At 45.3% G+C, this 15,295-nt stretch carries 9 protein-coding genes; 4 read left to right on the top strand and 5 right to left on the bottom strand.

Annotation, left to right across the window (positions count from 1 at the left end):
• Window positions 1-8: 8 nt before the first annotated feature.
• Window positions 9-2,063: a S9 family peptidase gene (locus tag SG35_RS29705; RefSeq protein ID WP_044832363.1), complete on the bottom strand. Its 2,055-nt coding sequence runs from the start codon at window positions 2,061-2,063 to the stop codon at window positions 9-11.
• Between the two features lie 352 nt (window positions 2,064-2,415).
• On the opposite strand from SG35_RS29705, the gene SG35_RS29700 reads away from it, so the two are divergent.
• Window positions 2,416-5,109: a CARDB domain-containing protein gene (locus SG35_RS29700; RefSeq protein ID WP_044832332.1), complete on the top strand. Its 2,694-nt coding sequence runs from the start codon at window positions 2,416-2,418 to the stop codon at window positions 5,107-5,109.
• Between the two features lie 545 nt (window positions 5,110-5,654).
• Here SG35_RS29700 and SG35_RS29695 read toward each other — a convergent pair.
• A complete protein-coding gene (locus SG35_RS29695) occupies window positions 5,655-6,059 on the bottom strand; it encodes a hypothetical protein (RefSeq protein WP_152646572.1) in 405 nt (134 codons plus the stop codon).
• Window positions 6,060-6,468: 409 nt separating this feature from the next.
• Between SG35_RS29695 and SG35_RS29690 the strand changes: the two genes are divergently transcribed.
• Window positions 6,469-6,693, top strand: a complete 225-nt coding sequence (locus tag SG35_RS29690) for a hypothetical protein (RefSeq protein ID WP_044832334.1) — start codon at window positions 6,469-6,471, stop codon at window positions 6,691-6,693.
• 184 nt (window positions 6,694-6,877) lie between these two features.
• Complete coding sequence (locus SG35_RS29685; protein ID WP_044832335.1) at window positions 6,878-8,143, top strand: phosphatidylserine decarboxylase; 1,266 nt, start codon at window positions 6,878-6,880, stop codon at window positions 8,141-8,143.
• 167 nt (window positions 8,144-8,310) lie between these two features.
• Here the strand turns inward: SG35_RS29685 and SG35_RS29680 are convergent, their stop codons facing one another.
• The 3 genes from SG35_RS29680 to SG35_RS29670 all read right to left on the bottom strand — a co-directional run bounded on the left by SG35_RS29680 (window position 8,311) and on the right by SG35_RS29670 (window position 11,990).
• The gene (locus SG35_RS29680; protein WP_044832336.1) at window positions 8,311-9,096 is read right to left on the bottom strand and encodes a hypothetical protein; all 786 of its coding nucleotides are present in this window, start codon (window positions 9,094-9,096) and stop codon (window positions 8,311-8,313) included.
• 713 nt (window positions 9,097-9,809) lie between these two features.
• Complete coding sequence (locus tag SG35_RS29675) at window positions 9,810-10,805, bottom strand: alpha/beta hydrolase (RefSeq protein ID WP_274055526.1); 996 nt, start codon at window positions 10,803-10,805, stop codon at window positions 9,810-9,812.
• A gap of 303 nt (window positions 10,806-11,108) precedes the next feature.
• Window positions 11,109-11,990: a helix-turn-helix domain-containing protein gene (locus tag SG35_RS29670; protein ID WP_274055525.1), complete on the bottom strand. Its 882-nt coding sequence runs from the start codon at window positions 11,988-11,990 to the stop codon at window positions 11,109-11,111.
• A gap of 797 nt (window positions 11,991-12,787) precedes the next feature.
• Between SG35_RS29670 and SG35_RS29665 the strand changes: the two genes are divergently transcribed.
• Entirely contained in the window at window positions 12,788-15,130 is a 2,343-nt protein-coding gene (locus SG35_RS29665; RefSeq protein ID WP_053042957.1) for a S8 family peptidase, read from the top strand.
• Window positions 15,131-15,295: the final 165 nt, after the last annotated feature.

The raw sequence follows: 15,295 nt of genomic DNA, 5'->3' as shown, positions 1-15,295 counted from the left end.
CGAAAAGGTTATTTGGCCAGATCAATTAAAAAGGCAAACTCCCGGGCAACATCCACCAGGTGCTGGAAGCGACCGGATTTTCCGCCATGTCCGGCGTCCATATCTGTGTATAACAGCAATTGGTTATCGTCGGTTTTGTGCTGGCGTAATTTGGCCACCCATTTGGCCGGCTCCCAGTATTGTACCTGGGAGTCATGCAGACCCGAGGTCACCAGCATATGAGGGTAGGCCTGTTCGCTTACCTGATCATAAGGACTGTAGGAGTGGATATAGTGGTAATAATCCGCATCGTTGGGATTACCCCATTCGTCGTATTCCCCTGTGGTCAGCGGGATCGATTCATCGAGCATGGTCGAGACCACATCGACAAAAGGCACCGAGACAACCACTCCTTTATAGAGATCGGGAGCCTGGTTGATAACCGCGCCAATCAAAAGTCCGCCGGCACTGCCGCCCGCGGCAAACAGTTTGTCTTTTGCGCCATAACCTTGCTCAATCAAGGCCTGGCTGACATCGATAAAGTCATTGAAGGTATTTTTCTTATTCAGCAACTTACCGTCTTCATACCAGTGTCTCCCCAATTCCTCGCCGCCGCGAACATGGGCCACGGCATAAACAAAACCGCGGTCAAGCAGGCTTAAATTCGACGGGCTGAAACTGACATCCATACTTTCGCCATAGGCGCCATAAGCGTATACCAGCAAGGGATTTTCATGGTTAAACAGAGCCTTTTTATAAACCAGGGAAACCGGCACCTTGACCTGGTCACGTACGCTCACCCAAAGCCGTTCACTTTGGTAGTCGTCGCTGGCAAAGTCTCCCATTACCTTGCTTTGTTTAAGCAGCCTGGTTTCTCCGCTGTCGAGATCCAGCTCATAAATGCTTGATGGCGTAGTAAATGAGGTGTATTGATAGCGGAATTTATTGCTGTTGCCGTCCGGGTTGTAATGGCTAAATACCGTATAGACGGGATCATTAAATTGCAGTGTTTTTGCTTCGCCGCTTTTATAGTGAATTTGCCGCAGCAGGGGTAAGCCTGCCTGGCGCTCTTCAACGACCAGGTAGTTGTGCATCAGATCAAAACCTTCAAGCAGCACGTCTTCACGGGCAGGCACAACACTCGTCCAGTTATCGGCGTCTTGCTGTGCTTGTTGCCATGAGGTCATCAAGGCGAAGTTTTTGCCGGTTTTATTGGTGAGAATATAAAACTTATCTCTGAAATGGTCCACCGTATATTCATGGCCGCGTTCGCGCGGTAAAAAGGCGGTAAACTCACCATCGGGTTTGTCGGCATCGAGCAGCAAACAGTCGCAGGTAGTGGTGCTGTTAATGCCCAGCACCAGGTATTTTTCCGAGCGGGTTTTATACAGGTGCAGGTAAAAGGATTCATCGTCTTCCTGATAAACCAGCTGATCCTGGCTAGCATCCGTGCCTAAAGTGTGGCGGTAAACCTGGTAGGGCAATAAGGTTTCCGGGTGCTGTTTAACATAAAAAATCGTTTCATTATCGTTGGCCCAGACGGCGCCTGCGGTCTCTTCGATGACTTCGGGGTAATCTTCCCCGGTGGCCAGGCTCTTGAACCTGAGGGTGTACTGGCGGCGGCTGACGGTATCTTCGCTGTAGGCCATCAGCATGGCATTGCTGGATAAGGTTAACTCCCCCAGCTCATAATAGCTTTTGTCCCTGGCGCGCTCGTTACAGTCTAAAATCACCTGCTCGGGGGCGTCCATATCTCCTTTTCGCCGGGCATAAACGGTAAAGTCTTTGCCCTCGTCAAAGCGGGAGATATACCAGAAGCCGTTCTTAAAATAAGGGACAGACTCCAGCGCCGGCTCCTGACGGGCAACCATTTCATCATAAAGCTGTTTTTGCAAAGGTGCCAGCGGCGCCATTACAGCTTCGGTAAAGGTATTTTCTTCGTTTAGATAGGCCAATACTTCCGGCGCCTGACGCTCGTCATCGCGTAGCCAGAAATAATCATCCCGGCGTTTGTGGCCGTGTATTTCATGTTGATGTGTTTTTTTCGCGGCGACAGGCGCTTGGTGTGTATTTTTAAAATTCATATTGGCTTCTAAACGGTAATGATGGGCAGATGTTAGCATTGCCTTGGATGCCGAGGAAGACCCCGTTATTAATTTAGCCAATTTAGCCTTGCACTCATACATGGCCGCTATCCGGGTAAAGGCAGCAATGCCCCTTTGACTCAGCCCCGACAACCTTTCTCGGACTATTCTCAGGTGAAATATTTTTTATTTCAGAGTTAATACTTTGTTACAAGATATCGGATGATGGAAATATGGGCAAAGCATAATATGGAAAGGTTCCGGTTATTTTATAACCAGCTCTTAACTGGCAGTAATGGATTTATTAAGAGGAAGGAACGCAATATAACAATAATAGCTAATGGAGATAACTATGATGTATAGCAATAAGCTTCGTCCCTTATCAAAATCATTGAAAGGCGGCGGACAACAAGTCTCATTCACCTCTTCTTATTCACTAAAACAAAAACTGAAACCGTTAACTTTGCTCCTGGCCGCCGGTGCTTTTTCCCAGGGTGCCATGGCCGCGACGTTAGCGCAGGGCACAACGCTTTCTCCAGCGGGAGATGTTTATGATCTGACCCCGACTTTTGAGTGGAATGCCATTGACGGGGCGGTTTACTATCGCCTGAGTATTCAAAAAACCAGCGGCGGATATGCCATCTTACCTGAGCCTTTACCGTCGGCGACCTCCCATACCGATACCCAGAGCCTGACCGCCGGGCAATGCTACAACTGGTGGATCCGGGGAGAACGGAAAATCGGCGATTACGGTCCCTGGTCGTCAATGAAAACCTTTTGCGTAAAGCAGCCCTTACCGGATGTGGTGGTAAGGGATATTAACTGGAGTCCGATCTCTCCCGCGCCGGGGGAGGCGGTGACTTTTTCCGCCACCTTGAAAAATAAGGGTACGGCCGCCACCCCGTCAGGGGTAGCTGTCGGCGCAGGTTTGCAGGTTGGCGGCGGTTATGTCGGCGCTTTTTTTGTCCGCAATGATAGCGGTCAAACCACCTCGCTGGCAGTAGATGAAGAATATAGCGCCAGCTTCAGCGGCACCTGGCCGGCCGGCAGCGGCAATTATTCGGTGAAGGCGATAGTCGATGATATCAACCGCTTTAGCGAGAGTCATGAAGATAACAATAGCCTGACCGGTACCATAGCAGTGGCAGCCAACGATAGCTGTCATATGGTGGTAGAGCCCGCCGATTTTGGCAGCGGCGGCAGTTTGAATCCGGATCCCGCCATCAATGCCCATTTAAACAGTGCCTCGTGCAGCAAGGTCAGTTTAAGGCTTAAGCCGGGCAATTATATATTTGATCAGGCCATCGATTTTCGGGGCAACCTCAGCGGCGGCAAGCCGGATATCAGCTTTGAGTTCGATCAGGGGGATTATCATTTCAGCCATGAACTGATGTTCAGTTATTTTAATACCGCCGCCCAGGACGTAGTGATCAAAGGCGCGGGCAAGGAAAACACCCGGCTGAAATTCTGTATGACTTCGGCTGCATGCAGTACAGACGGCTGGGGCATGCTGCACTTCAGGCAAAATCCCGAAGGCATCGCCATCAGTGACTTGAGCATAGAAGGCAAGAAACACTCCACCACCAGTTGGGCTTTTGACGGCGCTATTATGCTCAGCCTGGATGCGACTTTGGCCAAGGATATCTCCATTGAAGATGTGTCGCTCAAAGGGGCAGAGTACGGCATTTTTGCCAAGCATTCGCAAAACCTGAGTATCCAACACTCCCGTATTGAAGATAGCCATATCGGCATTTACCTGCATAACAACGAGCACCACAAGGTGCTGATTTACGATAATGTGATCACCAACGACTCGCAAACCTCCGGCGGCCGCTACGGTATTTTTTCGACCACGGCCATGGTGGATGCGGCGATCGTGAAAAACGACATCAGCAACCTCAGCGAACGGGGCATCTACCCGGGACCCGGCTCTGAGCGTTTGTGGATCCATGATAACCGCGTGGAAAATGCCGGTTTAGGCGGCAACGGCGCCGGGATCAACATCAATAAAGAAGACTTGAACGATATTTTGGTGAGTAAAAATGTTATCACTAATATCGGCGGCGGGGTGACTCAGCCGGGCCTTGGCAGCTTGCCGATTTCCGACAGCGATGAAGATAAATACACTAAAAATTCAACTTCTGTCAGCTCTACCACTATCTGGCCCAACCGCCAGTGGAACGGTTACGGTATTTCCACCTCCGGCGCCACCACAGGCGGTGTTGCGTTAGTGGATAATGATATCACCGGAGCCGGGTCCCACGGTATCAAGGTCAATCCCGGGGCCGAGAATATTTTAATCTACAAAAACACAGTGGAAAACAGCGGCGTCAACGGCTTAAGCATAGTGCCGGGATATGCCTATGCCGGGCAGTTTGGTTATACCGGCCAGGGCGGCATTCATGATATCTGGGTGCAGGATAACAGCTTTAACAACAGCGGCCGGGCGGGCATAGAAATCTTGTCCCGGGGCACGCCGTTATTTTCGGTGCCGTCAAGCTGTGAAGTAGGCACTACTTGTACCATGTCGCAGACAAGTTACGGGGTGTGCTTGGAAGTCGGCGGCGATCCCTGTGTTGATCTTTACACCACGAGTAATTGCGGCAATAACTGTTATTCCCCCACCTGGCAGGACTTCCAGGTTGACCTGCATGCCAATACCACTAAAGGTAATGATATCGCCAATATGATCATCAACCCTCAGCGGGTCGCCAGTTCAAGCGCGAATTTATATTATGCCATTTCCGGCATGACCTCAGGGCATATGGACAGCAACAACAGTGACAATTACCACCTCTACCCCAGCGGACATATCAACCAAAGTTCGATCCCCGGCACTTGCCTGAGTTATAACTCCACAGGGGCAACCAGTCGCGCGGATAATACTGCCGTTAGCAAGTATAATTCCCTGGTGACCAAGATTAACGGTTTGTCGTTTTCGCTTTATGATGAAAGCACCGGCAACTGGCAGTCAGTAAGCTTAGATGATGAAAACCGGTTTGTGTTTGAACGTATCAACTTTGGCATTTCAGCCCCGGGTTGTTAATAAGGAAGCTACTGTGAGCCTTGTTGTGTTTTGATGTCATTTTTGCGCAGCATGCCTTTTATCTAAACATAGGAGCCGCTACTCATCAGTAGCGGCTTTATTCACATTTGTAATGTTAGGCTGTTATTTATATAGAATAGCGAGTGATTACAACAATGCTTTATTAGACCTAATTGCTTGTAAAATCAGGTCTAAATCAATTCACTTGATACTTTATGCAAATGTGCTGAAATAGGTAGTTTTTAACAGCAAGAAGTAACTAACCTTGGGTTATTCTGGCGTATAACAATATCACGCCATTGCTCTACCTTGCCGGACTTTACCTCGCCTAATTGATACTTGTTGCTGCATACGTTGCAGGCACTGGTTAAGTCGAATACCCCGCAGGTACTGTTCCCTTTTCTAAAGTCAGTGAATATCGCCTTTTTACCGTTACGATAATCTAACTCTCCCGCTGTAGTATTTGAACCTGCTGCTAAACCGGCACCCAATGAGATCCCCCAATGGGTAACAGATTTATCTCCCTGAGCATGAAAATTAAATAACTAACCCACTGGAATGCGGTCAATCTGATCTGGCCCGGTTATCTCGCCCTGATCCAAAATGTCATTACAATTGTTCGCTGTCAGGCTATAACCAGTGGTTGCCATCCAGCGTAACGACACAAAGCCGGCTTTATATAACCAACACCTTACCGCGTGAAAACATACCGGGGAGCTAGTTCCCATGCCCTTATCTGAGCATAATGATTTCTCATAAGGTGTATTTGCCGTAGTAAGCATTTCATTGCCTGCAATACCAGCAAACTCTTGAATAGTCGCGGTATTGTCAGCTTCATAACACTGGATGGCTTTTTTCAACAAAGATTCTGCTTTATTTAAATAGTGATCTTTTGTCGTCTTTAAATCAACGCTCTCTCGTACAAACTTATCAACGTCAGTATTTTTCAAAAAGACTTCCCGACACATACATAGGGCACGTACAGCCCAGTGTTGCTGCTTTGTTCCTGCGTTGCTCTAACCCCGGCCTGACAAAGAAATTTTGGCTCCGATAGATTTCTCCATTCCTTTTGTTGTGACTTTAAGCTGAATTTGTCGAGCGAGATTGTTGCTTACATTGGTTTTTATATAATCAAGTGCATCATCGTATCTTTCTTGGTTGCTTCTGGACATCTATACCTCTTATCAATCAACTATTTTTGTCATACAGAAGCTAGCAGTTAACCTCCATATGTACTTTACACTCCACTGTAACGCAACTTACAGATGCTATCGGTGTTTCTATGAGCTTTACTGGTAGTGCTCTCTCGGGCACAACAAACTCCCCGGAAGTTGGTATAGATGAGGAGCTGGCAAAATAATGTCGAACACTCTCCAAAAAACCAATAACAAAAGAGGCGAAGATGAACCAGATTATCTCACCTATCTTATTAACATCTTTATGATGCCTGTCGTTTTTTATCTATTATCTGGCAAAACTTACAGGAAGCTGGTGCAATACCAACACGACCATTTTACCTATATTAAAGAGGCAAGAGAGGAAATAGAAAAAATACTCAGTGCCAGATCTCAACAGCAAAAATAACCTAACAATAAGTTGATTTTGAGTTTACCCACTACAGTCAGATCAAATCTGTCCTATAAATAAGTTGTTATACATGAAGGTATAAACACATAAATGGATATGCGTTAAAAGGAAAAGCTTTTAGAGCAGTATCAATGTCGCTGACCAAAGCATAATTTTAACTTACAGCTAAGGACAAACCACCATGAGTGAAATAACTCCCATCACACTGCCCACGCCCGTAGAATGGAGCACAAAAGTTGCTGCCGCCGAGCAACATATCGAGCAATTAGAGGAGGTATTCAACCAGAACCCCGCTAATAAAGCCTCGTATATTGGCGCGCTGGCCGAGGTATATGCAGAAAGAAATATACCGGAGCGGGAGCAAGTAGCCTCTTACTGGCAGCCATATCTATACCGGGAACCAGAATACACGCTAAAGCATTTCTTTTTGCAATGGTTAACCTACACGCCAACACCGGCCAACCCCGGACAATATATCGAATACTGGGACTACCTGGTAAATACCCAATCCGGCTTGATCTTGGCCAACGACAAATATTTCAAGCCCTGGTTCCGCCAGTTCCTTAATTTCCATGGCGATTGGATCAACAGTACTTCGTCAACAACAACAACGCTGAGCGAATGGATCAAGTATAAGGGCACAGAAGCGCACCCATTTAATATCGACAATTATGAGCAGCCAGATCCGGGTAGCCCCACGGGGGGTTTCCTGTCTTTCAATCAGTTTTTCCTGCGTAACCTGAAACCGGGGCAAAGGCCTCTTTGCTGTGCCCGGCCTACAGGCGATGTGATTGTCGCCCCCTGCGATGGCGGTGCTTTTTACCTTACCCGTGGCAGGGCACACGACAACGCCGAACTAGCACCGGACAACGGCTATCTCTTGCCGGGCAAGTCAGGGGACCGATTTGATTTATTGGAAGCTATACCCGGTTATGGCCGGCATTTCCTTGGCGGTGCGCTGCTTGATATTCTGCTTTGGTTTACCGACTATCACCACTTTCATGCGCCGGTGTCAGGCACAGTGATTGACCAGGGATTATATCAAGGCTCTTATAATTACGACTTCGACGACTACAATCCGAAGGATCACTATGCGCCAAGCCTGCCGGGCGACAGCGACAAAGTTGGCTGGTACAAGAAACTCGGTAAGCACCAGCGTTATGTCTGGGTCATTAAAACAGAAAACCTTGGCCTGGTGGCGATGATCGCCATTGGTTTCTGGGGCGTTGGCAGTATTGTGAATGCGGTAGACAACGGCGCTACCCTTGAGAAAGGTCAATACATGGGCCACTTTGGCTATGGCGGCTCATCCATAGTGCTCGCCTTCGAGCCTGATCTGGAGCTGCAGTTCAAGGTCGGCGATCAGCCACTCAAGAATGCCAATCACCCTGTGCTCATGGAAGTAAGGCAGTGCCTGGGAAAAGGCACCGAAGTGCTTAACTGGTAATTGTCGAAACAATAAACGGGGCCAGATCTTGTTTTCTCAAAGGTAAGAAAAAGACAAAAGGCAAGATCTGATCCCAACGCTATGCTTTAGGGCGAAACCTTTGCCATAAGGCTTTCACGCCGATAAAACCAAAAACTCCCGCCCCAATTTTAAGGGTGATCCCTAACTTAATCCAAGCGATTAAAAATCAAATGCATACCATGATTGTCATCACTGACAAACACAAAGTAACCCGCATTAGTGTTGCTTAGCGTACAGTAACGGGTACCATTGCCGGTGATGTTGCAGTTCATATCTGATGCTACAACGTCTTGTGCCCGGTAACTGCAAGAGGCATTTTTTGCACTTAAGTTTTGTACCAGATCCCTTGCCGTTCTAGCCATCAAAAAGCGGTAATCGCCAAAGTAACGGTAGTTATAAGCATCAATGTAATAAGCTTGAGAATCGCCGCCTGTGCCGAGCAAGTCAGAATAACACTGCTCAGGATTTGGCATATACAATTCATCACTGTCGTTGCTGCCAGAAATAGCTGGCCAGCTTTGGTTGTCATGGGCTACCGCTACCACATTGGTGGAATCTACGTAGTCTTTCGCGACAATAAAATCGCCGCTGTCGCTTTCAATGGCACATACAGGTGCGCCGTTAATGCGGGTGTCGCATTGCACATCTTCAAGCTTGATTGCTACTTGCTTTTGCATGCAATCAGAATCTCTGTTGTGAAATTGTTTAGCCCAGGCCCTTACGGCGGTAATGGCATACTCGCGCTCGTCTTCAATCTCGTAAAAAAACTCAGAACGCAGCTGAAATACATCATGGTTTTCAGTGTTGCTCCTTAAGGTGCTCGCTTCACATTGGCTAAATACAGGCACGTTAAATGTGTCGGCCTTTGCCTGTGTAGAAAAGAATGGAACAGCAAGTGCCACAGCGATAATAGTCTTTGAAAATGATTTCATCAAAATCCTCCTTGTTTGACTATGGTTGGGAAAAAAGGCGCGGATTTTAGCACAGGGATTGCAAAGTGGAAGAGCAAAACCGGACTTTTTTGACACTTGTGACAAGTTTTTAGATGTGTTTGCTAGTTTTTTGCGCTAAAACAACAAATGAACGGAGATATAGCGCTGATTAACCGGTCCGGTTTTGTTTTTACACTCGCTTCTTTTTGAAAAATGCCAAGTCAAAAACTCCCTTTACCGGTCCCATAGCCTGGCCGTTTATCCCAGGCAGGAGGATGTAAGACTAATACGCATAACGCTCAATAGCCTCACCTTGGTAATTCAAATAATCATAATATTCCTTATTGCCAACCTTATTACGATTCGCCAGTTGATGCCTGGCGGTAATATTTCACATACGTACAGGTGTCTAAACAAATTCCTCAAGGTCATCTATATTGCGGTATTTATATTTGAAGGTTTTTAACAAGGCGGTAAGCACATTTTTGGGATCACCTTTAAAATAAGAGCGTAATTCAGACCAGCGAAAAACAGGATGGTCAAAGATGAAACAACCAACTAAAGCGGATAACAAAGTCAGATCTTGTTTTTACACTTCAGGTTTTTTGTAAAGCCTGAAAATGAAAAAACAAAACCTGACGCTCTTGGCTGTGCGCTTAAATGATCCTTCAGGACACTAAAACATGCCGTAATGCTGTGTTTTTATATAAATATCATTTTTTCTTAAACCATTTGTCGACATGGCCAACCGCTCGCTTTATTAGCACTCTATCGTCATAAAACATCGTCTGGAACTGGTCTTCAAACCAAACCATCGCTTTATCTGAAGTCGGAATAACACTGAATAACCGCTTGGGAACACTCGGACCACTTGCCGCTTTGTCAGAGTGTATAAGCAAGATTGGTTTGTTCACTTTCAGCAAGTCTTTTGCGACATCACCTTGCCAGATATCTAACAAACTCATCTGTGAGATCCGGTTTTCCCATTTACCGCCTAAACCGTTGGTATTATTTTCCCATGGAATGTACCAATCATAGACATGTGGCGAAGCTAACAAGGCATCTTGTTGTATTGAACCGACAATAGGAATGTAATCAACTTCTCCGGTGATCGCGTATTTTTCTTTGGCTTTCTCAGCTTTGCTAATCACTTCTTTTAAGCGTTCCTTGCTGCCGTTATACATTTCGGCCACCTCAGGATCCAGGTAATGCCCTGCAACCAATGACATGGCTTTAATTCGGTCATCGCGATTAACCGCCTTTATCATCCAGTTAACGCCTTGGCAAATCGCCAGCCCGTATATTTCAGATTGATCTACATTATCCAGGCTAGATAAATAGTCGACCGATGCAATGATATCCAGGGTTTTCTGCTCTGCGCTTTCAGTGCGGCGTGGTTCTCCTTCGCTTTCACCATGAGAACTTGGATCATATATCAGGGCGATATAACCTTTTTCAGCCAGGCTTTGCCCGTAAAGTAAGGGGGCTTGTTCTTTTACATATCCCACCGGCCCTATTAAAGTGACCGTTTTTCCATTTGATTGACTTGGCGTGAATAAAATCCCTTGCAGGGTATTTTCTCCGCTTTTAAAGGCCACTTTTTGCTGTTGATAGGGCACTGTTTTCTCCTGAACATGATTATTTGTCGCATTCGCGCTATACGCTCCTAGAATGCAAAAAATATAAATAAATACTTTAATAATTTTCACTTTCACTATTCTCCAAATACATACTGAGCACCGATTTCTTTATATGTATTACTGTTTTTTAAAGGATAAAAGTCATACTCATGGCCACTGAGCGACACATCTTCGGCTAAATCTAAACAACTAAAGCTGATGACTTATCAGGGCTGCTTTGAATGGTATATTTTCGAACATACAGATATTGATTATTCAATGTCGTTACATTAAAGCTTCCCTCATACACCTTAGTTGTAGGGACTATTGTCGGTTTTTATTTAAAAGAGAGGAATGGATTAATTGCCGGAAATCGGGTGTTTTTCGGAAGTATTACTTTGATATATCAGCGATGCTTTTTCGAAATACGCTAGGAGACATCAAGGTTTCTCGCTGAAAAAAACGGGAAAAATAGGAAGGATCTTCAAAACCCAATTTATGGGCAATGGTCTTAACGCTGTTTTCTGACAAAGAGAGATAGCGCTTTGCTTCTAATATCGTTCTCTCATGGAGCATTTGTCCAACAGTCTTGCCAAGATTCATTTTAGTAATTTCGTTTAGTCGTTTACTGGTAATATTGAGTTTGTCAGCATAATACTCTACCGACTTATACCGGGTATATTCGCTATCAATCAAGGCAAGCAATTTGCCAAGCCGCTCGTTTTGAGCTTGATTACTGTGAGGGGGATGACTCAATTCATTGTTTTTTCGCCCCAAACGAAGCAGATAATAAAGGAAAGCACTCAACAGGGGGCGAATAAAATGCCAGTCACTGTTTTCTTGCGAATATTCATCTTTCATCAGGTTTGCCAGAGTTTTTAACTTATCAGTATCTTGGTTGGATAACTCGAGATAGGGCCGCTCTGTGTCTATTGAAAATAAGGAGGCATTTTGCCTTAGCATTTCACCATATGTGCTATCTAGCAAGGCATCAGAAAATAAAATGATCATTGCGTTGAGCGATGTTGTTTTTTGCCATTGATGAATTTGACCGGGCTTTATCACATAAACACGCCCAGGCTGTAATGAATACTTTTGACAATCGATAAAGTGAAAACCACTGCCTTCAAAAATCCACACAAGCTCATAAAAATGGTGCCGGTGGGGTTGCAGGAATACGCCAGTGAGAGAGTGGTTTATATCATCAATAATAAAATTCTGTCCGGGCTGGAATTTAAATTGATTAATTTCATCTTCAGATGATGTAATCATCATAGACATACAGCTCCAGTAAATGATAAATAAAATTTATTGAGTCGAGCAGGTTAACCTGAACGTTTTCTTGATGCACAAAGCTGGTTTAATCATAAGCACCGGCTGATTGATTATTCAAATAACCCTGTTAACGGTTACTGTTATAAAACACTTTTCTATAATTTAGAAATATCTCGCTGAGCTTTTCCTTAATGTTAACGTTATCATCATTTTAAGCATCTAAAACTAACTGAAAGATATTATAGAAGCTGCGCATTCATATTAAGTGCGGTCTTGTACTTGTATCCGTTAACAGCCCAGAAAAGTTATCAAAATTAGCAATAAATATCAAAATGATGGCATTATAGTTACGTTTATTGCCAACAAGGCACGAGCTCATATTCCATCGTTTCCTTAACCTCAGCGCTCCAACTATTCTCGAATGCCGTTGCTTACCTTTTTAAATTTTCGGAAAACAAACAGCATTGTATCGGGCAAAAAGAAGTGAGCATCCTGAGCTGTGGTCAAAAAAGGCTGTCAGCGCCATTTACATCAAAAATTTCAGCAGCATTCGCCGAATTTTTCCATTCTGAACATTATCTTTTTAAAATTTTCATTGTGAAAAAAATGAACTATCTGACATATTGCAGTAATTCATTATAAATCAAAGCCATACAAGAATTCCTCTTTTTGGTTTGTTTATTGCTTTTCCTGATACACAGACAATATAAGGAATATTTTTTATGAAGAAAGTTAATGGGTTCCTATTAACAATTGGGGGAATATCCTCGTTACTTTGCTTGTTACTGCTTGTCTTGATGTTTATTCACAACCCACCTAAGGCACAATATGATACCTATATCCTTCAGGGAGGGGAAAGAGCGCAATTGCTTGCTGCCATAAAAGACTCCGGCGGCAAGTTATCTCAAGAGTTTAATATAATAAATGCTATTTCCGCCCAGCTGACACTTAGTCAGGCCAGGACTATTACCGATAACTATCCCGGCCTGCATCTATTCAAAGATACCCGGGTTAAAGTAGGAAGCAATCCCCTTGGCTGGGGTGCCAGTAAAGCCCTTAAATTTAAACTCGATAAAAATTTTCTTACCTGGCAAATAAAAAATCAGACTGACATTAATCATCAGCTTAAACAACTAACACTAACCTGGCCGGTCGCTAACGGTTTGTTAACAGGCATAAATATCAATGGTACAAAGCTGGAGCCACAAAATATTTCCGGCTGCTCATACACCTTGACCGTACCAGCAGATATACCCATAAATATTGCCAACGATGAAAAACTTACGATCAAGTTAAAATTTGAACAAATCTCCAGCGTGATCGAATCTGACTATAGCTTTAGTGCGCTCATGCAGGACGGCACCCTGATCACTATGGTGCCCGATGCCATGGAAAAAGACAACGCCCCCATCCGCTACAAAATCTCTGATCATGGTTTGAAGTGGAAAACCCTAAACCTGGCCCACAAAGAGCTTTTTGTCAGCCAGGTACTTATTGACTGGCCGCAAGAAAATGGCCCGGTGGAGAACCTCATCATTAACGGTGAAAATATCCTGGAAAGCCCGGTAGATAGTGGTTCGGCACATATCATTGCGGAGGAATACCTCAGTATAGAAAAAGACGACAAGATTGAAGTTGAGATGGACTTTGGCGAGCTGGCATCAGTTGCGGATGGTGATTATAGCGTATTGCTGCTTTTTGCCGACGGCACACAACAATCCTTAACCACCACCAATGCCACCCCGGTGCAGGGAAAAAACAGAAACACCTTCTTCCCGTCAATAGTTAATGCCGATCAAGCTCATTTGCAAGGATTTACCGGCCAGGGCGTCACGGTAGCCGTGATTGATACCGGGGTCGAGAGTTTTCAAAATATTGAGAAAGATACCTTGGGTAACGATAAAATATTAAATGTTTACAACGTATTAAGCAGAAAACAACGAGATGTAATTACTGATAAAAATGGTCATGGAAGCCATATAACCAGTATTATCGCCAACAATGCCCGTACTTATAACACTTCGGGAGAAGTCACCAGTGGATATAACAGCATAGCGCCGGATGCCAACCTGGTAATAGTGAAAGCATTTAATAGACATGGTGTAGCTTCCTATACCGATATTCTTACCGCCATTGAATATGTGATTGAAAACCGCGAAGCCTTTAATATCAAAGTATTAAATTTATCTTTTAGCACTGCTCCCAGCTCCTATTATTGGGATGATCCCATTAATCAAGCGGTCATGCGCGCCTGGCAAGCCGGTATCACGGTTGTGGCCGCAGCAGGCAATAGGGGACCTGAGGCCATGACCATAGGCGTACCGGGAAATACCCCTTATATTATTACCGCCGGGGCGGTCTCGGACAATTATACCCCGAACGAAATCAATGATGACTTTGTCACCACCTTTTCCAGTACAGGCCCCACTGTTGAGGGGTTTGTTAAGCCGGATCTGGTGGCACCCGGCGGTCATATCCAGGGATTGATTAAAGCAACTTCTTTGATCGCCCGCAAATATTCCATGTACGACGATACCGAAGAGTATTTCCTGTTGTCCGGCTCCTCCCAGTCCACCGCGATCACCTCGGGTATAGTAGCCTTGATGTTACAAAAAGATCCCGATCTTTCCCCGGATGATATCAAATGCCGCCTGATGCACTCGGCAAGAATTGCTACAAAAAATAATGGCGAACTGGCTTTTAGCCTTTTCCAGCAAGGGGCTGGTCAGGTTGATGCCATGAGCGCCCTGGCTGATCAGCAAATGGGATGTGTTAACAATAACCTGGATATCGCGTCAGATATTGATGGCCAGCAGCACTATGGCGGCCCGGCACGTCAGGACCCCGATAGCGGCGATTATTATATTTTGGGCGCAGAAGGCCTGCAATGGAATGGGCTATACAATAACGACTCCCCGTGGGCCGCTGGCTATCTGTGGGCCGACGGCTATTTGTGGGCCGATGGCTATTTGTGGGCCGACGGCTATTTGTGGGCCGATGGCTATTTGTGGGCCGACGGCTATTTGTGGGTCGACGGCTATCTGTGGGTTGATAGCCAGGATTGGTGGGATACTGATGCTAACTCCCAGGATAACTCCGACGAAAAAACTATTGCTAATAGTTGGGTAAGCCATGAATAATCGGTAGAAATAGCAGAATTTTCAGACAAGCGGGCATTTTAACTCACACGGTAAATAAAACGGCTGTGTGAGTTTGCCCTTGGATGTATTCCGCTGCTAAGCGTATGCCAGGCTCTTCTTAATCTGCCCGGACAACCTTTCCCCATAATCCTTCATACACTTGCT

Origin of the sequence: Thalassomonas actiniarum, assembly GCF_000948975.2 — a bacterium.
Lineage (GTDB): Bacteria > Pseudomonadota > Gammaproteobacteria > Enterobacterales > Alteromonadaceae > Thalassomonas > Thalassomonas actiniarum.
This window is presented reverse-complemented; position numbering and strand designations above follow the sequence as displayed.

What these genes read in the sequence shown, in the direction of transcription:
- SG35_RS29680 (WP_044832336.1), bottom strand. Translation starts at nt 9,096, where the DNA reads ATGAAATCATTTTCAAAGACTATTATCGCTGTGGCACTTGCTGTTCCA.
- SG35_RS29690 (WP_044832334.1), top strand. Translation starts at nt 6,469, where the DNA reads ATGTCGAACACTCTCCAAAAAACCAATAACAAAAGAGGCGAAGATGAA.
- SG35_RS29665 (WP_053042957.1), top strand. Translation starts at nt 12,788, where the DNA reads ATGTTTATTCACAACCCACCTAAGGCACAATATGATACCTATATCCTT.
- SG35_RS29685 (WP_044832335.1), top strand. Translation starts at nt 6,878, where the DNA reads ATGAGTGAAATAACTCCCATCACACTGCCCACGCCCGTAGAATGGAGC.
- SG35_RS29670 (WP_274055525.1), bottom strand. Translation starts at nt 11,990, where the DNA reads ATGATGATTACATCATCTGAAGATGAAATTAATCAATTTAAATTCCAG.
- SG35_RS29705 (WP_044832363.1), bottom strand. Translation starts at nt 2,063, where the DNA reads ATGAATTTTAAAAATACACACCAAGCGCCTGTCGCCGCGAAAAAAACA.
- SG35_RS29700 (WP_044832332.1), top strand. Translation starts at nt 2,416, where the DNA reads ATGATGTATAGCAATAAGCTTCGTCCCTTATCAAAATCATTGAAAGGC.